The sequence below is a fragment of the Pseudomonas sp. AC255 genome (assembly GCF_979258175.1).
In genome coordinates this window covers 227,324-249,741 of sequence record NZ_OZ409841.1, presented here as the reverse complement: position 1 = coordinate 249,741, position 22,418 = coordinate 227,324, and the positions used below count along the sequence as shown (strand labels likewise).

Genomic DNA, 22,418 nt, shown 5'->3' with positions numbered 1-22,418 from the left:
GTGGACAGGACGCGTGGAAATGGATGTGCGATCAGCCTTGACGACTGCCGGAATCTGCCTCGCCTTGCTCATCGGCGGTTGCTCGCCCGGCGATGAAAAGCACGTCGCCAACCTTGACGAAAAGACCGCCACCTTCGAACAGTCCCTGGACACGATCAGCGATCCCAAGCTCAAGGACGCCATCACCGAACTCGGCGGTTCGCTGCTGTTGCTCGAACGCGCCCGACTCAAGCTCGACGACATCACCCCGCATACCGAATACGGCGCAGACGCCCTCGCCGTGCTCAAGCACTACCCTACCCCGCAGGCGCTGGTCGATACCTTCATCAATGGCCTGTTCGTGCTGCACAAGGACGCCAGCTCGGATTACCTGACCGATCTGCAACCGGTATTCCCGTTCAACCTGAACATTCCCGGCGGTTTTCTGTTCCCGCACGGCATCGAATGGCACTCGGTGACGCTGAGCAACAAACGCGTGATCGCCTGGCAGCCGGAATGGTCGGAAACCGATCCGGGCATTCAGCTCAGCCCGTCCAGCTCCAACGTGACCAACCCCGATGACCTGACGGTGACCTACCCGTTCATCGATGGCCTCAACGTCGACAAAAAAACCTGCCACAACCGGTCAGCCTGCAAGCCCAGGTCGAGGTCATCGCGCCGCGTCGCTTGTACAGTTTCGACCTGACGCAGAAAGACGTCGGCCAGACCCGCAGCAACGACAATCTCAGCGTCAAACTGCTCAAGCTGGAAAAAAACTACGCCGAGGTCGAAGTCAGCAACAGCCTGCCGCTCGCGGCAGAAGTCGCCGAAACCCGGATCAATCCGCTGATCGTCCAGGCTCGCGACGCCAGTGGCCAATACCTGGTGCGCGCCGGTTCGATCAACGAAAGCCCGGAGCAGGTCGAGTTTTACCAGAAGCAACTGACCCAGTTACAGAAGCAGAAGAGCTGGAGCGACACCCTGGAAAAACAGCTCAGCGACGACCAGCAAGCCTTCGAGAAAGACCACCCGCGCCGCTACAACAAAGTCTATTTCCACGGCCCGATCGACACACTGGAAGTCAGTGTGCTCGACTTCTCCTCGGCAACAGTGACGCGCAAATCCCTGGACCTGCCGGTGCGCACCTTCAATCCGCACACCACGGCCAAAGCCGTGCAGCCGCTGGACCTGCCAGTTGTGGTGTATGACGATCTCGCCGCCAACTGGCTCAAAGGCGCGGACCTGACCGAGGAACAATTGAAGGCTGGCGTGCGCATTCATCAATCGGTGGAAGAGCCGAGCGCGGCGCGTATCGAGTTTTCCCACCGCCGCACCTTCAATGACGAATTGCTTGGCGACCAACTCAATCCCGGCGTCAGCCCGGTGACTTTCTTCACGGAAAAGCGCGGCGGCAAACTCGACGAGCCGATCGAACTGCCGCCCGAGGCGTATCAGGTCGATCCGCTGCAAGCGACGATTACATATGATCTGAACCTGTTTCCGGAAACCCCGGCGATTGCCGTGGGCTCGATGCCGTTATTTCTGGCCACGGTGGCCAAGCAATCCTACGACGCGCAGTCATTGCCCAAAGGCCTGGCGATCAAGGACAACACGCTGGTGGTCGACCTGAAAACCTTCCCGGCCAACGAATGGCGTTTCTTCGTCAAGGACGACAGTGGCCACTACCTCAAGCAGATTCTTTCGGTCAGCCACGATGCCAGTGCAGAAGGCCCGGCGCTACTCGGCGTGCACTATTTTTACGGTCGCCCGACTCGCGTGGAAACCTACCAGCGCACCGACCTCGCCACCGTGCAATACGGTTTTGAGGTCAAGCTCGACAAGGCGCAGGTCGACCAGTCAGCACCTTAACCGTTGAGGCTGCGTCCACGGCCGCCGTTGATCTGCCGCAACTGCGCTTGCAGATGCAGGCTCCAGATCTGCGGATCATCGGCCAGTTCGTAACCATGCAAGGTCAGGCTTTCAACGATGGTGTCGAGAATCGACTCGGCCGCCACCGGGCCATGGAACGGGCCTTGGGCTTTGATCGCGGAAGGTTGTTCGCCGGCCATGCCGGCCGCGAAGAGCAGCGTCCACATGCCATTGTCGCCGGCCAGCGGCTTGACGGCGCATTCGATCCGGGTCACCAGACCCAGGCATTGACGGGTGAGACAGAGGTTGCGCGACATGGCGGCGACCCTCGGTAAAGCCGGTATTCAGCCCCCATGGGAGGACTGGCTCGATCCAGTGATCCTGTCGATATCCTTGACCTGAGAATAGAAGAAAAGTGTCCAGCGCAAGCCAAATGGAACCAGAAGGCGCCGAATGGTCATTGTGTGAATATTGGCGCCAGACTCGTGACACATTCCCCGAAGATCCCCGCAGAGATCAATCTGGAAAAGCACTGTGGGAGCGAGCCTGCTCGCGAAGACGATGGATCAGCCAACTCATTCGTCAACTGAAACAGCGCTTTCGCGAGCAGGCTCGCTCCCACAGGGTTTATTGCAAGCCTGTCAGGCCGGTTTGGCTTCGGCGAGAGCCTCCTGCGCCAGTTCCTTCTCGGCCTCCTTCAGGTCTTCTTCGCTGATCATCTCGGCGATATCGCGCAGGCGCTCGACCACTCGCGCATTGATGCTGCCTTCGGGGAATTCGCCATCGGCGTTCGGTTCACCGGCCGGCTCGCCCACCAGCAGGCTCAGCGCCTCATCGGCCTGACGCACCGCATACACGTGGAACTGGCCGGCGCGCACGGCGGCGAGGACCTTCTCATCGAGCATCAGCGTGGCGACGTTGGCCTGGGGAATGATCGCGCCCTGCTCGCCGGTCAGGCCGCGTGCTTCGCAGAGGCGGAAGAAGCCTTCGATCTTCTCGTTGACTCCGCCGACCGCCTGCACTTCGCCGAACTGGTTGATCGAACCGGTGATGGCAAAACATTGCTTGAGCGGGGTTTTCGACAGCGCCGAAATCAGCGTGCACGCCTCGCCCAGCGAGGCACTGTCGCCGTCGACGTAACCATACGACTGCTCCAGCGCAATGCTCGCCGAGATCGCCAGCGGGAATTCCTGGGCGTAACGGCTGCCCAGATAACCGGTGAGGATCATCACGCCTTTGGAGTGAATCGGCTGGCCGAGGTTGACCTCACGTTCGATGTCGACGATACCGCTGCCGCCCGGATAGACCGTGGCGGAAATCCGCGCCGGCACGCCGAACGCCGAATCACCGACCTCCAGCACCGTCAGCCCGTTGCACTTGCCGACTGCTGCACCGTCAGTGTCGATGAGGATGATTCCGGCGAGCATGTCGTCGAGAATCCGCGCCGAGACCCGCCCGGTGCGGGTGGCCTTGGCTTTGAGGGCGCGTTCGATATGGCCGGCGTCGGTCATTTCATCGCCGGCCAGATGGCGAATGAAATCCGCCTCGCTGACCAGTTGGAACAGATCACCAATGCGCGCCGACAAGCGCCCCTGATGCTCGGCCAGCCGCGCGCTGTAGGTCGCCAGCCGCGCCACCGCATCGGCGGTCAGCGGCGCCATGCCTTCTTCCGAAGTGCGGGTTTTCAGGAGCTGGGCGAACTGCTCGAGGCTTTCGTCGACCATCGGGATGTCTTCGTCGAAGTCGACCAGAACGCGGAACATCTCCTGAAAGTCCGGATCGAGATCCTGCAGCGTGTAATACAGTTGCCGCGCACCAATGATGATGACTTTGACCTGCAGCGGAATGTGCTGCGGATTCAGGGTCATGGTGGCGAAGCGGCCCATCTCGCCCAGCGGCGATTCCATTTTCAGTTTGCGCGATTGCAGGGCGCGTTTGAGCGCATCCCACACGAACGGCTCGCTGAGCATTTTTTCCGCTTCAAGAATCAGGAAACCGCCGTTGGCGCGGTGCAGCGCCCCCGGACGCAACTGCCGGTAAGTGGTGTAGAGCGCACCCTGATCGGTGGTGTACTCGATGCGGCCGAACAGGTTTTCGTAGGTCGGATGTGGCTCGAATACCACCGGTGCACCGCCGCTGGCCGGATGCCCGACCACCAGGCTCGGTGCGTATTGTTCTTCCAGCAACTTGCGCGCGACGGCGTCGGTCTTGCTGTCGTCGACCAGTTGTTCGACCACGGTTTTCAGCAGGTAGACCTGCATCGCTTGCAGGTAACCGCAGACCCCGGCGTTCTCCGCGTACTTCTCCGACAGCGGCGCCAGCAACGGCTGCAAGGCCAGGGTGATGGTTTCTTCATTGAGGTGGCGCAGTTGATTGTTCGACTCGCGCTTCCACTGCGGCAGGCTGGCGAGTTCTTCGTTCAGGCGCTCTTCGAGGCCGGAAATGTCATCGTGAAAACGCTCGCGCTCGGCTTCCGGCAACTGCGCGAATTCGGCTTCGTCCAGGGCCTTCCCGTCGAGCATCGGCGTGAAGGCGATATTGCTGCTGTCGCGGTACAGGGCGACGTCTTTTTCCAGGGCCAGGCGCTCGATGATGTCCAGCGCCTTGTCGTAGCGCTGGTTGAAGGCGCGGTCGATGGCGCTTTTTTCTGCTGGTAGGACGGGTGTTCGAAAACCGCCGGAAAAGTCGCCAGCAGGTTGTCGATCAGGCCGTTGATGTCGCCGATGAACGAGGCCGCCGTGCCCGATGGCAGCTCCAGTGCACGCGGTTCGCGCGGTTCATCGAAGTTGTTGACGTAGACCCAGTCCGCCGGGGTCTGCAGGCGCTTGCCTTCGGCTTTCAGGTAGCGTTTGACGAACGAGAAACGGCCGGTGCCGGGCTCGCCCATGACGAATACGTTGTAACCGGGGCGTGGCATCGCCACACCGAACTGCAAGGCTTCGACCGCGCGTTCCTGGCCGAGCACACCGCGAAAGGGCTCCAGATCATTGGTGCTAGTGAAGCTGAACTGTTCAGCGGAAAACGGACGAGTCAGCGCTTCGGGCGCAAGACGCAGGCTGGCAGCAACAGGATCAGGCATCGGGCTTCCTTAACAATCAGGCGGGGCAGGTAGCGGCATTCTGGCGCTGCCCGTGCCCCACTGGCAAGGCGCGCCACATGACAAAGCATAGACAAGCGCGCGGCCGGCCGACGCATCCCGATAAATCAGAGGTTTATTCCAAATATTTTGCAAAAAGTCACGGAACCGCTGGAACGTGCCTAAACTCCAAACTGCGCGGCTGGAACTAATACCGGCCCACTGACACTTTCGGTTCTGTCCTCGGGCAGAGCGCGAAGGGCCAGAACCCTGTCCATTGGTATGCACATAAAGAGAACAAAGCTATGAAACGGATTCTTCTCGGTACTCTCTTCACCGCTGTATCCATCAACGCAATGGCGCAAGCCCCGGGCGGCCCGGATTGCGGTTGGGGCAACATGCTGTTCGAAGGTCAGCGTGGCACCCCGGCGCACTTCCTTGCTTCCACCACCAACGGCACTTCCGGTAACGCCACGTTCGGTATGACTTCCGGCACCAACGGTTGCTCGACCAACGCATCGCTGACCTACGGCGGCAAATCCTGGTTCGCCATGAATGGCATGATGAACGAGCTATCCGAAGACATGGCCAAAGGCAATGGCGAAGCGCTGACCACTTATGCCGTGGTCCTGGGCGTAGCACCGGAAGATCGCGCGCACTTCGCGCAAGTGACCCACGAGCACTTCCAGCAGATCTTCAGCAAAGCTGACGTGACCGCTGAAGACGTGCATACCAACACCCTGGCGGTACTGAAATCGGACCCACGTCTGGCCAAGTACGCAACTCAGGCTTAAGCTCGACCCCGCCCGCTTCCTTCGGGAAGCGGGTTTTGTTTTTTGGCCCGCCCCTCTTTGGGTCTTTTATTTCTTTTCCTGTTCAAGTTGCCGACTATGCTCAAACGCCTTGCCTGGCTGGCGCTCTGTGTCTGCGCCCCGCTGTCCGCCGCGCCTCACATCGATCCTCAACGTTTGCAGCAACTGGCCAACGACCGCTTCTGGATTTCCCTCGGTCATTACGAAACCGCCAAACTCGGCGGCTGGCGCAGCTATGTCAGCGACAAGAAGTTCTTTCTCGCGCCCGACGGCAACGAGCATCCGGACCGCGAACTGGCCGCCACCGTGCAGGCGCTGTACGCCCCGGCCAGCCTCGGCGAGCAACACGCACAATGCGTCTACCCGGCGCGTACACGCTGGCTGAAAGCGCAGCTCAATCTCGCCGACCTGCCAGCGCCCGAATGCGCCGAATACAAGCAATGGTTCAAGGACGTCTCGCCGCACAGCGCGGTGATGATCTTCCCGGCGGCGTATCTCAACAGCCCTTCGTCGATGTTCGGCCACACCCTGCTGCGCATCGATCAGGCGGATGTGCAGGCCGACAAGACTTCACTGCTCAGCTACGCGATCAACTTCGGTGCCTACATCGAAGGCTCGGACAACAGCATTCTGTATGCCTGGAAAGGCTTGATGGGCGGCTACCCGGGGCTGTTTGCGCTGGTGCCGTATCAGGAAAAACTCTCGGAATACCGCAGCCTGGAAAACCGCGACCTGTGGGAATACCGCCTCAACCTGACTCAGGAAGAAACCGCACGCATGGTCGAACATGTGTGGGAGCTCAAGCAGATCCAGTTCGACTACTTCTTCTTCGACGAAAACTGCTCGTATCGTTTGCTGGAACTGCTGCAAGTGGCGCGACCGAGCCTGCGCCTGACCGAACAATTCCCGCTGACCGCGATCCCGACCGACACTGTCAAAGCGGTGAAAGAGGCCGGGCTGGTCGAACACATCGAATATCGCCCGTCCCGCGAACGTGAACTGCTCAGCCGCGCCGAACCGTTGAGCGATGAAGAACAGCAATGGGTGCTGAAAGTCAGCGCCGATCAAAAAGTCCTGCAAGAGCCAACGTTCAAAGCCCTGCCGCGCGCACGTCAGGCGTTGATCGTCGACGCCGCCTATCGTCTGGAGCGCTACCGCGCCAACGGTCAGGAGCGCGACCCGCAACGAGCGCAGCGCAGTTTTGAACTGCTGCGGGCGATCAACAAGAACCCGGCGCCGGAGTTGGAAATTCCGCAACCCGGTCTGCCCGAAGATGGCCACGAGTCCCGCACCTGGCAGGCCGGCCTAGGTACGCGAGGCGATCGCGCCTTTGGCGAATATGGCCTGCGCATGGCTTATCACGACCTCAATGACAACGCCGAAAGCTTCCCCCTCGGCGCGCAGATCGAAATTCTGCAACTGAAGCTGCGCCAGTACGAAGGCAATGACTGGCAGTTGCAGCAACTGGATCTGGCCACCATTCGTTCGCTGACACCGCGCAACGAACTGCTGCAACCGCTGTCGTGGCAAGTCACCGGTGGCCTTGAGCGGGTGCCGGGCAAGCATGATGACGAGACGCTGGTCAGCCATGTCAACGGTGGCGGCGGCGGCACGTGGCAGTTGGGCGAAGACGTGCTCGGCTTCGCGCTGGGCACGGTACGCGTGGAACACAACAATGACTTCGCCGAGTTTGTTTCCCCGGCTGGTGGCTTCAATACCGGCGTGCTGTGGAAAAACCCGCTGGGCAATCTGAGCCTGGAGGCCAAGGGCGACTACTTCTTCAATGGAGAAGTGCGCCGCAGCCTGAGCCTGAATCAGCAGTGGGAGCTGTCGCGCAACCTCGGTTTGCGCCTGAGCGCGCAGCGTGAATTCAGCCAGCTCGCCAGCCCGGAAACGGAAGTCATGCTTGAAGTGAAGTGGTATCACTACTGATCCCGAGCCTGTGTAAATCTCCCTGTGGGAGCGAGCCTGCTCGCGAAAGCGGTGGGTCAGTCAATAGCAGTGTTGCCTGACAAGACGCCTTCGCGAGCAGGCTCGCTCCCACAGGGGCCTTGTGGTGTGCAATGGATTTTTCACAGGCCTTCGACAGCCGCCTCATGAATCCCCTTCTAGACTTTCCTTATGAGCCGAGTATCGGCGCGGGAGAGTGCGATGTGGCGGTGCGTGGGATTGTTGGGCGTTGTATTGGCGCTGGGCGGTTGCCAGACCACCCATGAAGACTTGATCGCCAAAGGCTATCCACCGGCCTTCGCCGACGGTTTCGATGACGGTTGCGTCAGCGGTCGTCAGGCTGCCGGCTCGATCAGCGGCGAGTTTCGCAAGAACGTGCCGCGCTATCTCAAGGACCAGCAATACGCCGACGGCTGGGTCGACGGCTTCCGCCAATGCCAGGCGATGCTGGAAAACAGGGATCGCGAGCAATATCGCAACGAACATTGGGATGAACGCGAACGTGCCTGGCAGCAGCAGAAGGACCAGGACGTCGGGCGGGCTTATCGCTCGCAATAGGTCGCTTGCAGACATCCGTTGAAACCAAATGCCGGCAACCATGGCCCAAATCCTTTAACAGGAGGACTTCATGAGTCGCGCATTCGTCAACGAAGACAACGCCGCCGCCCAGGCCGATCAGCCGGTCGAACGTCAGGTCAGCACGCAGCCCAACTACGTCACCCCGCAAGGTCTGGCGCAGTTGCAGGCGAAGGTCACCGAATTGCAGAGCCAGCTCAATGAACAGAGCACCAAAGGTGAACTGGCGGACAAGCAGCGCCAGGCCGACCTTGAGCGGGACTGGCGGTATTTCAATCAACGCCTGCAAAGCGCTCAAGTGGTGCCTTTGTCCGCATCGGCGGACAAAGTGCAGATTGGCACATGGGTTACCTTTGCCAATGAGCATGACCAGCAGCAACGAGTGCAATTGGTTGGCGAGGACCAGGCGGATGCAACGCAGGGCCTGATCAATTGGGGCTCGCCGCTGGGCCAGGCATTGCTTGGTGCCAGGGTTGGAGATGAAGTGTTGTGGAAGCGACCTGCTGGTGATTGCCTGATCGAAGTGCTGGCTCTGCAGAATTGCGCGACCGTTTGAACACCTTTCCGACCTCCCGACAAAGCGCAAGGCAGGATGCCGGCATTTATGACGTTGCGAGGTCGGACGGATAATTCTTCTCGGAGACAAACAGCGCCAGGAACACAAGAAAAAACAGCCCGCCACTGAATATCATTGCGGTAAGCGAGTTGAACAATAGAAATATCAGAGGCACAAAAACACAAGCTTGAAGTATGACGACATCAGATATTAGCGTTAGTCTAAGAATACATACGATGGCAAGCGTGTACAGAAAGCACCCTACAAACCCAAAGTTCAGGTAGGCATCAATAAAGTACGCTGTATTCGCCGAACCTGTCGCCGTTTCATTTTGCCCCCACTGAAAACTGAAAACTTCTTTTTCAAGATTTATTTTTTCCTCCCCCAAGATAGCGGCCACTACCGAAATACTACGCCCGAACGTAAACTCGCCATTCATGATTTCATGCTGATATCTTAGCCACTCATGCGCTGTTATATAAGGAATGTAAAAAATCCTATTGAGGACGTATTCAACCTGGCTGTCCCCTCTGAACATATTATATTTCTCGGGAACTGAAAGAGCCGGCTGTCTCAGTCTTCTATCTTTACTGGAGTTATCCCCCGAACCGATTTGCGCAGCGCCCCCGGCTGTGCACGGATCATCTGCCAAGCCCCCGCGAGCCAGAAAGGAGGTGATCCCAATTGCTGCTATTGTCAGCAGGAGTACAAGCGCGGCCATTCTGTAATTGCGTTTTTGCGTAAAAAAATAAAAAAGCGGCAGCAGGGCCAAAACACTCAAACTTTTCTCCAGCGTGAGCATCAATGAGAACAGAAACATTAGGAGAACGGCATGTCTTAACCTGCTATTACCCTGATACAAAATGCACACAGCGAATGGCATCAGGAACGAGCGAAACATGGAATACAAGTAATTCAATACAACTTCAAACCCGACTCTCGTGCGTAAAAAAGTTTCCCTGCCCTCGGCAACGGTCTGTATATCAAGGCCCTTGACTGAGTCAAAAAGGGGGATAGAAGATGCCGTGTATGACACGTACGCCATTAGTACGAAATAACTGCCGGAAACCCACAATGCCAACTTGCGCATTCCGACGTATTTCTTTTTGCAGGAGTAAATAAAATCAAGCATCAGCACATCGAGCCTTGATACCCAGAAGAACAAGTAAAGGATTGTGCATACCAGCGAAAGCGAGAGAACAACGGAGGCTTTAGGATCGTTACCTTTGAGGAGCGAAATCAGGGCTGGCACCGTGTAGAAAGCCGTAATACCCAGAGGCAGCACCGACGGCAGGAACAACTTGGTTGCCAATGAATTATCCACAGGCAGGGAGTTGCCAAGGGCCAGAGGTTTTTCATTGGCGAACATTCGCGAAGCCTCGCGTGACAGGAGATCGGAACGCGAGACTTTGCACGGACGAGAAAGGGAAAGAAGTCAGGCAAAACTGAGATTGATGTAGGAAGTGTCGCTATGGGACGCGGCGTATGTCATCGAATCGTCGATCGACCGCAGATGCTCATTGAGCAGGTGTTGGAATGGGCGAAAACCTGTTGAAGACAAGGAACCAGTCCAGGTTTCACGCGGCCAATTGCTGGCCAGAAGTGCTGTCACCGAAGCCGGGATATATCCCGACATCAGTGATCGCCCGGGTCGTAAAGACCCGGCGATACATATTTCAAACCCCGGTTTACCGTAAACCGGTCAGACCCCAGAGGCACGTTTCAAGCATCCCTCCGATATCAGGCCAGTTTCTTGTGACGTACCCGGTGAGGCTGGGCCGCTGCTTCGCCGAGGCGTTTTTTGCGGTCGGCTTCGTATTCGGTGTAGTTGCCTTCGAAGAACACCGCTTGCGAGTCGTCTTCGTACGCCAGGATGTGCGTGGCGACACGGTCAAGGAACCACCGATCGTGGGAGATCACAATGGCGGCGCCCGGGAAGTCCAGCAGGGCTTCTTCCAGCGAACGCAGGGTTTCCACGTCGAGGTCGTTGGACGGTTCGTCGAGCAGCAGGACGTTGCCGCCCTCCTTCAGGGTCAGCGCCAGGTGCAGACGACCGCGCTCACCGCCGGACAGATCCTTGACGAACTTTTGCTGATCGCCGCCCTTGAAGTTGAAGCGGCCGACGTAAGTGCGCGACGGGATCTCGTAGTTGCCGATGCGGATCTGGTCGGAACCGTCGGAAATCTGCTGGAACACGGTCTTGCTGCCGTCGAGGTCTTCGCGGCTCTGGTCGACGCAGGCCAATTGCACGGTTTCGCCGATTTCGATGCTGCCCGAATCCGGGGTTTCCTTGCCCATCAGCATGCGGAACAGCGTCGACTTACCGGCACCGTTACCACCGATCACGCCGACAATGGCGCCTTTCGGCATGGAGAACGACAGGTTGTCGATCAGCACGCGATCGCCGTAGCCCTTGGTGACGTTCTTGAACTCGATGACCTTGTCGCCCAGGCGTGGACCGGCCGGGATGTAGATCTCGTTGGTCTCGCTGCGCTTCTGGAATTCCTGCGATTGCATTTCTTCGAAGCGTTGCAGGCGTGCCTTGGACTTCGACTGGCGGGCCTTGGCGCCTTTGCGCACCCACTCCAGTTCTTCTTTCATGGCTTTTTCGTGAGCCGACTGCTGCTTTGATTCCTGGGCCAGACGATCGGACTTGGCTTCGAGCCAGCCCGAATAGTTGCCCTCGTAAGGAATGCCCGCGCCGCGGTCGAGTTCCAGAATCCAGCCGGCGACGTTGTCGAGGAAGTAACGGTCGTGCGTGATCGCGACCACGGTGCCCGGGAAGTCGTGGAGGAAATGCTCCAGCCACGCCACCGAATCGGCGTCCAAGTGGTTGGTCGGTTCGTCGAGCAGCAGCATGTCCGGCGCGGACAGCAGCAGACGGCACAGGGCGACACGGCGCTTTTCACCACCGGACAGGTGTTCGACTTTCGCGTCCCAGGCCGGCAGACGCAGTGCATCGGCAGCAACTTCCAGCTGGCGCTCGAGGTTGTGGCCGTCGCTGGCCTGCAGGATCGCTTCGAGCTTGGCCTGTTCAGCAGCAAGCTTGTCGAAGTCGGCATCCGGGTCAGCGTAAGCCGCGTAGACCTCGTCCAGACGCGCTTGCGCATCCTTGATCACGCTGACCGCTTCCTCGACCACTTCACGTACGGTCTTGGCTGGGTCGAGCTGCGGCTCTTGCGGCAGGTAACCGATGTTCAGGTCCGGCATCGGACGGGCTTCGCCTTCGAACTCGGTGTCGACGCCGGCCATGATTTTCAGCAGCGTGGATTTACCCGAACCGTTGAGGCCGAGCACGCCGATCTTGGCGCCGGGGAAGAAGGACAGCGAAATGTTCTTGAGGATTTCCCGCTTCGGCGGAACAACTTTGCCCAGCCGATGCATGGTGAAGACGTATTGAGCCATGGAGAACCTTGGGTCAGTGACAGATGAATGATTGGAGCGCAGGCGATGCCTGGCCAGACTGTGCGCGTCGTTCACTTGATCGCAATCAATGCGTGCGCGCTGGAAAAAGTCTGATTGTAGGGGCTGGAACGCCCCCGGTCTAACCGGCAAAGCTACCTTAATGCCGGAAGGCAGTCCAGCCGAGAGGGGCTGGCACTTCGCCACAACTCAAGGCATGCTAGCCGCCCTTCGGGCGTCCGGCTTATAGTGCACGTCGCGCCAGTCCAGCCAAATCGCAGGATCACAGCTTGACCAATGTCACTCCGCCAGCCTCTGTGAGCAGCACCCCACCGGCGCCCGGCTCGCCCCTGCGCGGGACATTGAAGGGTGCGCTGGCCACCCTCGTGCTGTTATTGCTCGCGTTGCTATTCTGGCAACTGCTCGATCAATTGCGTGAAACCCAGAAGAATCAGCGCCAGTACACCATCGACTACACCGCCGATCTCGCCGCTCAGGTCAGCCTGAACATGGCGCTGAATGCGCAAATCGCCCTCAATCTGCTACCGATCGTCGAACAACCGCAAACCGCCGACGAACAGCAGATGCTCCTGCGCAAGTTGCAACGTTCGCTGCCCGATCTGCGCAGCATGGCCCTGCTCTCGCCCTCCGGCCGCATCATCAGCGACAGCGCCACCGACAGTTCCGACGCCGATTACCTGACCGAACTGGTGCGTCGCAGTCGCGCTCAGGCGCATTATTTCAGCAATGCCGATGACGGCTCGGTGGTGCACCTGCTGTTGCATCAGGCCAGCGGCAGCAGTCGCGGTTACTGGGCCTTGCGCCTGACGCCAACCTTCTTCGACTCGCTGACCAAACAGGACGCCACCGCTCTGCGCCCGCTGTGGCTGGTGGAAAACCGCCTCAATCATCAGATCATCAGCCGCGAAGCAGGGCTGCCCTCGGCCAAGGCTGGCGGGCTGACGCCTGACGATGTCGCCAACACCGTGCTGACCGTGCCGCTGAGCAGCAGCGACTGGCAACTGCGCGGGCTGTTCGACCGCCAGCGCGTACTCGAAGAATTGCTGCCGGCGTTCATCGGCAAATGCCTGCTCGGCCTGGCGTTCTCGATGTTGCCGGTGATTGCACTGCTGAACATGCGTCGGCGCCAGCGCCAGGTGCATGAAGGCCGGCGGCGTTATCAGGATATTTTCGAAGGCACCGGCGTGGCCTTGTGCGTGCTTGACCTGTCCGGCCTCAAGCAGATGTTCGACAAGGCGCAGATCCAGACCAGCGACCAGCTCAAGGCCTGGCTCGACCAACCCCAGCAGCGCCAGCAGTTGCTCGCGGAAATGCGCGTCACCGAAGTCAACCAGGTCGCCCTGCAACTGCTCGATGTGCATTCCTGCGACGATGCCTGGCAACTGCTGATCGATGGCCAGCGCCATCCGCAGTGCGCGATCGGTCAGCAGATCCTCGACGCCGTCCTGCAACAGCAGAAGCAGCTGGAACTGGAAATCAAACTGCCCAACAGCAATGGTCGCGACCAGCACCTGTGGATGGTCCTGCGCCTGCCGAGCGAGCAGCACGACTATAAAGCGGTGATCCTCAGCATCAACGACATCACCAGCCGCAAGCTGATCGAGCTGTCGTTGCTGGAGCGCGAAGGCTTCTGGTCGGACGTGGTGCGCACCGTGCCGGATCATCTGTATGTGCAGGACGTGATCAGCCAGCGGATGATTTTCAGCAACCACCACCTCGGCCAGACCCTCGGCTACAACCGCACTGAACTGCATCAGATGGGCGAATACTTCTGGGAAATCCTTCTGCATCCGGAAGACGCCGACTATTACCATCGCTCGCGGCAGTTGCAGCGTCACGCCGGTTACAGCCAGTTGTTGCAATGCCAATTGCGCTTCCGCCATCGCGACGGCAAGTGGCGGCGCTTCGACATCCGTGAACAGGCGCTGGCGCGGGACAAGCATGATCAGGTCACGCGGATCATCGGCGTCGCCAAGGACATCACCGAACAGATTGAGGCGAGCGAATCGCTGCGTGACAGCGAGCAGCGCTACCGCATGCTCGCCGAAAGCATCAGCGACGTGATTTTCTCCACCGACAGCAAGCTCTCGCTGAACTACGTCAGCCCGTCGGTGCAGGCCGTGCTTGGCTACAACGCCGAATGGATCTTCCAGAACGGCTGGCAATCGATCATCGCCAATCCCGGGCAACTGAACGGCATTCATGTGCTGATGGACCGCGTCAGCAAGGCGCTGGACAAGCCCGAGCAACTGGCATTGCTGCGCAGTCAGGTGCAAACGCAACTGTTCCTCTTCGATTGCCTGCGTGCCGATGGCCGCAAGATTCCGATCGAACTGCGCCTGGTGCTGGTGTGGGACGAACACGGCGCGTTCGAAGGCGTGCTCGGCGTTGGCCGCGATATCAGCCAGCAGCGCCGTGCCGAAAAAGATTTGCGCATGGCCGCCACGGTATTCGAGCACTCTACCTCGGCGATCCTGATCACCGACCCGGCCGGTTATATCGTTCAGGCCAACGAAGCGTTCAGTCGGGTCAGCGGCTACAGCGTCGGCGAAGTGCTTGACCAGTTGCCGAACATGCTCACCGTCGACGAGCAGCAGGATGCGCACCTGCGCTACGTGCTCAAGCAGTTGCACGAGCACAGCACCTGGGAAGGCGAAGTGTGGATGAAGCGCCGTAACGGCGAACATTACCCGGCGTGGGTCGGCATCACTGCCGTGCTCGACGACGAGGGCGATCTGGCCAGTTACGTGTGTTTCTTCAGCGACATCAGCGAGCGCAAGGCCAGCGAGCAGCGCATTCACCGCCTCGCCTATTACGACGCCCTCACCCACCTGCCGAACCGCACGCTGTTCCAGGACCGTCTGCACACCGCACTGCAAGCGGCCGAACGGCAGAAGTCGTGGGTGGTGCTGATGTTCCTCGACCTCGACCGTTTCAAACCGATCAACGACTCCTTGGGCCACGCCGCCGGCGACCGCATGCTCAAGGACATGGCCACGCGCCTGCTGGCCTGCGTCGATGACGATGACACCGTGGCGCGCATGGGCGGCGACGAATTCACCTTGCTGCTGCAGCATCGCTCCAACCGCGAACTGGCGCTGAACCGGGCAATTCATGTCGCCGAGCAGATTCTCGCCAGCCTGGTGCGGCCGTTCGTGCTCGAGGGCCGCGAGTTCTTCGTCACCGCCAGTATCGGCATCGCCCTGAGTCCGCAGGACGGCAACGAACTCAGCCAGTTGATGAAGAACGCCGACACGGCGATGTACCACGCCAAGGAACGCGGCAAGAACAACTTCCAGTTCTATCAGGCCGACATGAACGCCAGTGCGCTGGAGCGTCTGGAACTGGAAAGCGATCTGCGCCATGCACTGGAGCAGAACGAATTCGTCCTGTATTACCAGCCGCAGTTCAGTGGCGACGGCAAGCGCCTGACCGGCGCCGAAGCGCTGCTGCGCTGGCGCCATCCGCGTCGCGGGCTGGTGCCGCCGGGTGATTTCATTCCGGTGCTGGAAGAGCTCGGCCTGGTGGTGGACGTTGGCGACTGGGTTATCAGCGAGGCCTGTCGACAGCTGAAAACCTGGCACCAGCAACGGGTGCGGGTGCCGAAGGTGTCGGTGAACATTTCCGCACGGCAGTTCTCCGACGGCCAGTTGGGCACCCGAATCGCGACGATCCTGCGCGAAACCGGCCTGCCACCGGCGTGTCTGGAGCTGGAACTGACCGAAAGCATCCTGATGCGCGAAGTCAGCGAGGCGATGCAGATTCTTGCCGGGCTGAAGAACCTCGGCCTGAGCATCGCAGTCGATGACTTCGGCACCGGTTATTCATCGCTCAACTACCTCAAGCAATTCCCGATCGACGTGCTGAAGATCGACCGTACTTTCGTCGACGGCCTGCCGTCCGGGGAACAGGACGCGCAGATCGCCCGGGCGATCATTGCCATGGCCCACAGCCTGAATCTCGCGGTGATTGCCGAGGGTGTGGAAACTCACGAGCAACTGGACTTCCTGCGTGAGCATGGTTGCGATGAGGTGCAGGGCTATCTGTTCGGCCGGCCGATGCCGGCGGGACGGTTTGAAGCGCAGTTCTGTAACGATGCGCTGTTCATGTTCGACTGAACATCTGCGGCGCGCCCTTCGCGAGCAGGCTCGCTCCCACAGGGGAATGCATTGCAGCAGGGGAATGCATCTCAAATGTGGGAGCGAGCCTGCTCGCGAAGGGGCCGGCAAAAGCACCGCACATCTGTCATGAACGCCACTTGTCTGCGACATGACGTCGTTTCATATGTCATCCAAAAGCGGTTGGGTTAGAATGCCCCCTTTTCTGCCCCCGATCCTTGAGGACCGCCATGTTCAGCCGTGATTTGACTATTGCCAAGTACGACGCCGACCTTTTTGCCGCCATGGAGCAAGAAGCTCAGCGTCAGGAAGAACACATTGAGCTGATCGCTTCGGAAAACTACACCAGCCCAGCGGTGATGGAAGCTCAAGGCTCGGTCCTGACCAACAAGTACGCCGAAGGCTATCCGGGCAAGCGTTACTACGGTGGTTGCGAATACGTGGACGTGGTTGAACAACTGGCCATCGACCGTGCCAAGGAACTGTTCGGTGCTGATTACGCCAACGTTCAGCCGCACGCCGGTTCCCAAGCCAACGCCGCTGTTTACCTGGCTCTGCTGCAAGGTGGCGACACCATTCTGGGCATGAGCCTGGCCCATGGCGGTCACCTGACCCACGGCGCCAGCGTTTCCTCCTCGGGCAAGCTGTACAACGCCGTTCAATACGGTATCGATGCCAACGGCCTGATCGACTACGACGAAGTCGAGCGCCTGGCGGTCGAGCACAAGCCGAAAATGATCGTTGCCGGTTTCTCGGCCTACTCGCAGATCCTCGACTTCCCGCGCTTCCGCGAGATCGCTGACAAGGTTGGCGCCTACCTGTTCGTCGACATGGCTCACGTCGCCGGTCTGGTTGCCGCTGGTGTCTACCCGAACCCGGTGCCGTTCGCCGACGTCGTGACCACCACCACGCACAAGACCCTGCGCGGTCCACGTGGCGGTCTGATCCTGGCCAAAGCGAACGCCGAGATCGAGAAGAAGCTCAACTCCGCAGTGTTCCCGGGCGCCCAGGGTGGCCCGCTGGAGCACGTGATCGCGGCCAAGGCGATCTGCTTCAAGGAAGCGCTGCAGCCTGAGTTCAAGGCTTACCAGCAACAAGTGGTGAAGAACGCCAAGGCCATGGCCGAAGTGTTCATCGCGCGCGGTTTCGACGTGGTTTCGGGCGGTACTGAAAACCACCTGTTCCTGCTGTCGCTGATCAAGCAGGACATCTCCGGTAAAGACGCCGACGCCGCTCTGGGCAAAGCGTTCATCACCGTGAACAAGAACTCCGTGCCTAACGATCCACGCTCGCCGTTCGTCACCTCCGGCCTGCGCTTCGGTACTCCGGCTGTGACCACTCGCGGTTTCAAAGAGGCTGAGTGCAAAGAGCTGGCCGGCTGGATCTGCGACATCCTGGCTGACCTGAACAACGAAGCGGTGATCGACGCCGTTCGCGAGAAAGTCAAAGCCATCTGCAAGAAACTGCCGGTGTACGGCGCTTAAATGCGACGTTAAACCCGCAGTATGGAAAACCGGCCAAGTGATTGGCCGGTTTTTTTTCGCCTGCAATTCACCTGTAGGAGCTGCCGAAGGCTGCGATCTTTTGATCTGGATTTTAAAAACAAGATCAAAAGATCGCAGCCTTCGGCAGCTCCTACGCGGCTTTGGCCGCTGGTCAGACCGGTCATGCCAATTTCATGCTTTCCCCTTGTAATCAGGAAAAACCCAAGCCTAGACTGCGCCTGCACTGGACATACCGGTAAGACCACAATAATTAAGTCCTGCATCCGATGCGCAACGCGTGCGGCAGCCAGGACACCGACCCAGGATTCCTCCCATGCTCAGATGGTGCTCGCGTTCAATCTTCCTTCAAGTGGTTCTCGGACTGATGCTCGGCATCGTCTGCGGGCTGACCCTTCCTGAATACTCCGCTCAGCTCAAACCGCTCGGCGATGGCTTCATCAAACTGATCAAGATGCTGATTGGCCTGATCGTGTTCTGCGTGGTGGTCAGCGGCATCAGCGGCGCGGGCGATCTGAAGAAGGTCGGGCGCATCGGCCTGAAGTCGGTGATCTACTTCGAAGTGCTGACCACCATCGCCTTGGTGATTGGTCTGGTGTTCGCCTTCAGCACCGGCATTGGCAGCGGCGCGAACATTCATCTGGAGCAGCTCTCCAGCGCCGACATGGGCGACCTCGCCGAGCGCGGCCAGCACATGCACACCACCACGCAATTTCTGATGGATCTGATCCCGACCTCGGTGATCGGTGCCTTCGCTGACAACAATATCTTGCAAGTGCTGCTGTTTTCGGTGCTGTTCGGCAGTGCGCTGAATCTGGTTGGCGAAGCGGCTTCCGGGATTTCGCGACTGATCAACGAACTCAGCCACGTGATTTTCCGCATCATGGGCATGATCGTGCGTCTGGCGCCGATCGGCGTGTTCGGCGCCATCGCCTTCACCACCAGCAAATACGGTCTCGACTCTCTGCAGCACCTGGGCAGTCTGGTCGGTCTGTTCTACCTGACCTGCGTCGCCTTCGTCGCGCTGATCCTCGGTCTGGTGATGCGGGTCTCCGGCCTGCGCATGTGGCCGCTGCTCAAGTACCTGCGTGAAGAACTGCTGATCGTGATGGGCACCGCCTCTTCCGACGCCGTGCTGCCGCAGATCATGCGCAAGCTCGAACACCTCGGTATCGGCAGCTCCACCGTCGGTCTGGTGATTCCGACCGGGTATTCGTTCAACCTCGACGGCTTCTCGATCTACCTGACCCTGGCCATCGTGTTCATCGCCAACGCCACCGGCACGCCATTGGCGATGACCGACTTGCTGACCATCCTGCTGGTGTCGCTGATTACCTCCAAAGGCGCCCACGGCATTCCCGGTTCGGCGCTGGTGATTCTCGCCGCGACGCTGACGGCGATCCCGGCGATTCCCGTGGTCGGTCTGGTGCTGGTGTTGGCCGTGGACTGGTTCATGGGCATCGGCCGCGCGCTGACCAATCTGATCGGCAACTGCGTCGCCACCGTGGCCATCGCCCGCTGGGAAAAGGACATCGACGTGCAGCGCGCGAACAAGGTGCTCAACGGCGAGCAGGGCTATAACTTTCAACCGCGAAAAACCGTCGCTCCGGCGGCGGCCAAAGAATTTTGAATGAGTGCCGTGCCTGCCAATGCGCAGGCACGGCGCAGGGAGCCAATACGTGATTACAACTTCAACCGTCGTCAATTCAGTGGTGGAAAAACTCCGCGCCGCGTTGGCCCGAGGCCAGTGGCGCTCCGGCGACATGCTGCCGGGCCAGCGTGAACTGGCCGAACAACTGGGCATCAGCCGGCCGAGCCTGCGCGAAGCGGTGATCGTGCTGGAAACACTCGGCCTGGTGCGCTCGATGCCGGGCAAAGGCGTGGTCGTCCTCGATGCGCAACTCAGCGACAGCCAGAGCCACGACAGCGCGGTGGCCGGCGCCAGCCTGGAAGATGTGCTGCAACTGCGCTACACCCTGGAACCGTTCATTGTCGGGCTGGTTGCGCAATCGATCAGCAGCAAGGAGGTCGGCCAGTTGCGCCTGACCCTGATGGACATGCGCGAAGCCCTCGAGGCCGGTGACAGTGAAGCCGGGGTCAGCGCCTACATCGCCTTTCACGAAGAACTGTTCACGCTGACCTCGAACCCGATTTTCCAGAGCGTGGTGCAGCAGACCAGCAACGCGCTCAAGCAAAGTGCCGAAGTGTTGCGCAATTCACCGGAACATCTGGCCGAACGCCTGGAAGAAAACGAAGCCGTAGTCCGCGCGATCCGCAGCAAGAACAGCGCTCAGGCCAGCGCCGAAATGCGTCGGCACATTCTGCGCGAAGGCCAGCGCATGGGCGTTGAGCTGAATATTCCGGACGACAACCTGCCCACCTGATTTGCCAGGAGAACGGCCATGAACAGTTTTGCTTTAGCCTCGCATGCCGATTCGACCGCCCTGCCCGTCTCTCGCCTGCGCATGCCGGTTGAGGAGTTGTATCCGCGACTGTTCGACGCGATTCTCGAGCAGCGTATCGATGAAGACAGCCGGTTCACCGAGGACAGTCTGCAAGCGATGTTCGGCGCCGGCCGCGCCGATGTACGACGGGTGCTGACGCAGTTGTCCCATGAGCAGATCGTGGTATTGCGCGCCAATCATCGACCACGAGTGGCTGCGCCTGATCGGGAGCTGATCCGGCAGACCTTGCATGCGCGACGGTTGGCTGAGAACACCTTGGTGCGGTTGGCCTGTCAGCGTTCGCAGCCAGACGATTTCAAATGCTTGCGCACGTTGATAGAGCGCGAGAAGCGCGCCATCGAGCAGGATCGGCGCGGGGCGGCGATTCGGTTATCGGGGAGTTTCATTTGCAGTTGGCACGGATGGCGGGAAATCTGCCGTTGGCGCATTTTCTGCGCAGTCTGGTGCCGCTGACGTCGTTGGCGATTGCGCGGAGTCGGTGCCCGACGCGCAGCTGTTGCGCGTGGCAGGAGCATTTGGCGTTGGTTGAGATTGTGGAGCGAGGTGATGCTTGCAAGGCCGGCATGTTGATGGATCGGCATCTGGATCGTCTTGAGCAGACACTGCTGGGTTCAGATCTTGAGCATTGTGCTGTCGGTTAGACCGCCTTCGCGAGCAGGCTCGCTCCCACAGTGGATTGCATTCCTTCTGACAGAATGCGTTCTACTGTGGGAGCGAGCCTGCTCGCGAAGAGACCCGTTGAGCTATTGAAATTATCAGGCTTGTTGCGCTGCAACCCTGGCAAACCCCGCCCGAATCTTCTCTTCCGGCAAGTCATCGGCGATAAACACGATCACACTCTCCCGCGTCTCGCCCTCGGCCCATTCGGTGTCCCAGTCGAAACCATAGAGTTTCAGCACACCCTGAAAAACCAGGCGCCGATCTTCCCCGGCAATATTCAGCACGCCTTTGTAGCGCAGCAATTGCTTGCCGTGCTCTTCCAGCAACTCGTTCATGAACTCGCTGAGCTGATCGATATCCAGCGCCTGATCGGTGCGCAGCACCAGGCTGGAGATGCGATCGATCGACGGCGCCTTGCTCACCGGACGCAAGCTCAAACCGCCGCCCAGGTCAGCATTGAGGTTGAAACCACGCACATCCAGCAGTTCAGCCAGATCGATGTTGCCATGCTCGACCACGCGGATCGGCGCGCGGCGGTTGATTCGCGTAAGGCGCTCGCTCAGCGCGGTGAACGTCGCCTCATCGACCAGATCGGTCTTGCTTACCAGCAGACGATCGGCGAAACCGATCTGCGCCTGGGCGATGGTCTGGGTCAGGTGCACGTCGGCGTGGGCGGCGTCGACCAGGGTGATGATGCCGTCGAGCAGGTAACGCTCGCGCAGCTCTTCGTCGATGAAAAAGGTCTGCGCCACCGGTGCCGGATCGGCGAGACCAGTGCACTCGATCACCAGACGATCGAAGGCGATCTCGCCGCTGTCCAGGCGCTCGAGCAGCAAGTACAGCGCCTTGGTCAGATCGGTGTGAATGGTGCAGCAGACGCAGCCGTTGGCCAGGGTCATGACCTGCACCGGCTCGTCACCCAGCAACTGAGTGTCGATGCCGGCGTCGCTGAATTCGTTTTCGATCACGGCGATTTTCAGGCCGTGCTCGGCTTTCAATAAATGACGCAGCAAAGTGGTCTTGCCGGCGCCGAGGAAACCGCTGAGGACCGTTACCGGAATGGGAGAAGACAAAACCCGATCTCCTGAAAAGAATACAAAAACAAATGTGGGAGCGAGCCTGCTCGCGAAAGCGGTGTGTCAGTCAAATCCTTCATCAACTGACACTCCGTATTCGCGAGCAGGCTCGCTCCCACAGGGATTACCTCAACCGAAGGCTGTCAGCTCAACAGCACTTCGGCCCACCCTTGCCACCGTAACGGGCTTCCTGACGTTCGCGAAAGAACATCTCGTAGCTCATCACCGGTTTGTCCGGGTGTTTGGTTTGCATATGCTCGACGTAGGTGTCGTAGTCGGGCATGCCGACCATCAGGCGCGCGGCCTGACCGAGGTATTTACCGAGGCGACTCAGGTCATTGAACATGCTGCAATCC

At 59.6% G+C, this 22,418-nt stretch carries 14 protein-coding genes and 3 pseudogenes; 11 read left to right on the top strand and 6 right to left on the bottom strand.

The window, feature by feature from the left end; translation table 11 throughout:
• The first annotated feature begins 19 nt into the window (after nt 1-19).
• Nucleotides 20-1,848: pseudogene (locus ACZZ0K_RS01220) on the top strand (hypothetical protein).
• Here ACZZ0K_RS01220 and ACZZ0K_RS01215 read toward each other — a convergent pair.
• Both ACZZ0K_RS01215 and ACZZ0K_RS01210 read right to left on the bottom strand, forming a co-directional pair.
• Nucleotides 1,845-2,165, bottom strand: coding sequence for a PA4575 family protein (locus tag ACZZ0K_RS01215; protein ID WP_016773114.1), 321 nt, complete (start codon nt 2,163-2,165; stop codon nt 1,845-1,847). The pseudogene ACZZ0K_RS01220 and the gene ACZZ0K_RS01215 overlap by 4 nt on opposite strands.
• Nucleotides 2,166-2,489: 324 nt before the next feature.
• Nucleotides 2,490-4,927: pseudogene (locus ACZZ0K_RS01210) on the bottom strand (Lon protease family protein).
• A 302-nt stretch (nt 4,928-5,229) separates the two neighbouring features.
• Between ACZZ0K_RS01210 and ACZZ0K_RS01205 the strand changes: the two are divergent.
• From ACZZ0K_RS01205 to ACZZ0K_RS01190, 4 genes are all read left to right on the top strand, one after another.
• Nucleotides 5,230-5,718: a DUF3015 domain-containing protein gene (locus tag ACZZ0K_RS01205; protein WP_016773112.1), complete on the top strand. Its 489-nt coding sequence runs from the start codon at nt 5,230-5,232 to the stop codon at nt 5,716-5,718.
• Between the two features lie 96 nt (nt 5,719-5,814).
• Entirely contained in the window at nt 5,815-7,668 is a 1,854-nt protein-coding gene (locus ACZZ0K_RS01200) for an Lnb N-terminal periplasmic domain-containing protein (protein ID WP_252876927.1), read from the top strand.
• A gap of 219 nt (nt 7,669-7,887) precedes the next feature.
• The gene (locus tag ACZZ0K_RS01195) at nt 7,888-8,244 is read left to right on the top strand and encodes a hypothetical protein (RefSeq protein ID WP_095181853.1); all 357 of its coding nucleotides are present in this window, start codon (nt 7,888-7,890) and stop codon (nt 8,242-8,244) included.
• Between the two features lie 70 nt (nt 8,245-8,314).
• On the top strand, nt 8,315-8,818 hold the full coding sequence (locus ACZZ0K_RS01190; protein ID WP_150742261.1) for a GreA/GreB family elongation factor: 504 nt from the start codon (nt 8,315-8,317) through the stop codon (nt 8,816-8,818).
• 46 nt (nt 8,819-8,864) lie between these two features.
• Here ACZZ0K_RS01190 and ACZZ0K_RS01185 read toward each other — a convergent pair whose 3' ends face one another.
• Together ACZZ0K_RS01185 and ettA are read right to left on the bottom strand one after the other, a co-directional pair.
• A complete protein-coding gene (locus tag ACZZ0K_RS01185; protein WP_463558935.1) occupies nt 8,865-10,187 on the bottom strand; it encodes a hypothetical protein in 1,323 nt (440 codons plus the stop codon).
• 371 nt (nt 10,188-10,558) lie between these two features.
• Nucleotides 10,559-12,223: an energy-dependent translational throttle protein EttA gene (gene ettA, locus ACZZ0K_RS01180; protein WP_016773108.1), complete on the bottom strand. Its 1,665-nt coding sequence runs from the start codon at nt 12,221-12,223 to the stop codon at nt 10,559-10,561.
• A gap of 287 nt (nt 12,224-12,510) precedes the next feature.
• On the opposite strand from ettA, the gene morA reads away from it, so the two are divergent.
• From morA to ACZZ0K_RS01150, 6 genes and pseudogenes are all read left to right on the top strand, one after another.
• Complete coding sequence (gene morA / locus ACZZ0K_RS01175) at nt 12,511-16,359, top strand: cyclic di-GMP receptor MorA (RefSeq protein ID WP_041477787.1); 3,849 nt, start codon at nt 12,511-12,513, stop codon at nt 16,357-16,359.
• A 230-nt stretch (nt 16,360-16,589) separates the two neighbouring features.
• A complete protein-coding gene (gene glyA / locus ACZZ0K_RS01170; protein WP_041477786.1) occupies nt 16,590-17,843 on the top strand; it encodes a serine hydroxymethyltransferase in 1,254 nt (417 codons plus the stop codon).
• 334 nt (nt 17,844-18,177) lie between these two features.
• Nucleotides 18,178-19,491 (top strand): C4-dicarboxylate transporter DctA, encoded by a 1,314-nt coding sequence (locus tag ACZZ0K_RS01165; RefSeq protein WP_056790521.1) that lies wholly within the window; start codon nt 18,178-18,180, stop codon nt 19,489-19,491.
• Nucleotides 19,492-19,540: 49 nt separating this feature from the next.
• A complete protein-coding gene (locus ACZZ0K_RS01160) occupies nt 19,541-20,245 on the top strand; it encodes a FadR/GntR family transcriptional regulator (RefSeq protein ID WP_016773102.1) in 705 nt (234 codons plus the stop codon).
• Nucleotides 20,246-20,263: 18 nt separating this feature from the next.
• A pseudogene (locus ACZZ0K_RS01155) lies at nt 20,264-20,440 on the top strand (GntR family transcriptional regulator); the annotation flags it as partial.
• 185 nt (nt 20,441-20,625) lie between these two features.
• The gene (locus tag ACZZ0K_RS01150; RefSeq protein WP_463558934.1) at nt 20,626-20,967 is read left to right on the top strand and encodes an FCD domain-containing protein; all 342 of its coding nucleotides are present in this window, start codon (nt 20,626-20,628) and stop codon (nt 20,965-20,967) included.
• Between the two features lie 114 nt (nt 20,968-21,081).
• On the opposite strand, the gene yjiA is transcribed toward ACZZ0K_RS01150, so the two are convergent.
• Both yjiA and ACZZ0K_RS01140 read right to left on the bottom strand, forming a co-directional pair.
• Complete coding sequence (gene yjiA / locus ACZZ0K_RS01145; RefSeq protein WP_041477783.1) at nt 21,082-22,059, bottom strand: GTPase; 978 nt, start codon at nt 22,057-22,059, stop codon at nt 21,082-21,084.
• Between the two features lie 151 nt (nt 22,060-22,210).
• Nucleotides 22,211-22,408, bottom strand: a complete 198-nt coding sequence (locus ACZZ0K_RS01140; RefSeq protein ID WP_003228401.1) for a YbdD/YjiX family protein — start codon at nt 22,406-22,408, stop codon at nt 22,211-22,213.
• Nucleotides 22,409-22,418: the final 10 nt, after the last annotated feature.

Coding starts and splice junctions, on each gene's coding strand:
- ettA (WP_016773108.1), bottom strand. CDS start 12,223: ATGGCTCAATACGTCTTCACCATGCATCGGCTGGGCAAAGTTGTTCCG.
- ACZZ0K_RS01185 (WP_463558935.1), bottom strand. CDS start 10,187: ATGTTCGCCAATGAAAAACCTCTGGCCCTTGGCAACTCCCTGCCTGTG.
- ACZZ0K_RS01200 (WP_252876927.1), top strand. CDS start 5,815: ATGCTCAAACGCCTTGCCTGGCTGGCGCTCTGTGTCTGCGCCCCGCTG.
- ACZZ0K_RS01150 (WP_463558934.1), top strand. CDS start 20,626: ATGCTTGCGCACGTTGATAGAGCGCGAGAAGCGCGCCATCGAGCAGGA.
- ACZZ0K_RS01215 (WP_016773114.1), bottom strand. CDS start 2,165: ATGTCGCGCAACCTCTGTCTCACCCGTCAATGCCTGGGTCTGGTGACC.
- ACZZ0K_RS01165 (WP_056790521.1), top strand. CDS start 18,178: ATGCTCAGATGGTGCTCGCGTTCAATCTTCCTTCAAGTGGTTCTCGGA.
- ACZZ0K_RS01205 (WP_016773112.1), top strand. CDS start 5,230: ATGAAACGGATTCTTCTCGGTACTCTCTTCACCGCTGTATCCATCAAC.
- ACZZ0K_RS01140 (WP_003228401.1), bottom strand. CDS start 22,408: ATGTTCAATGACCTGAGTCGCCTCGGTAAATACCTCGGTCAGGCCGCG.
- glyA (WP_041477786.1), top strand. CDS start 16,590: ATGTTCAGCCGTGATTTGACTATTGCCAAGTACGACGCCGACCTTTTT.
- ACZZ0K_RS01195 (WP_095181853.1), top strand. CDS start 7,888: ATGTGGCGGTGCGTGGGATTGTTGGGCGTTGTATTGGCGCTGGGCGGT.
- ACZZ0K_RS01190 (WP_150742261.1), top strand. CDS start 8,315: ATGAGTCGCGCATTCGTCAACGAAGACAACGCCGCCGCCCAGGCCGAT.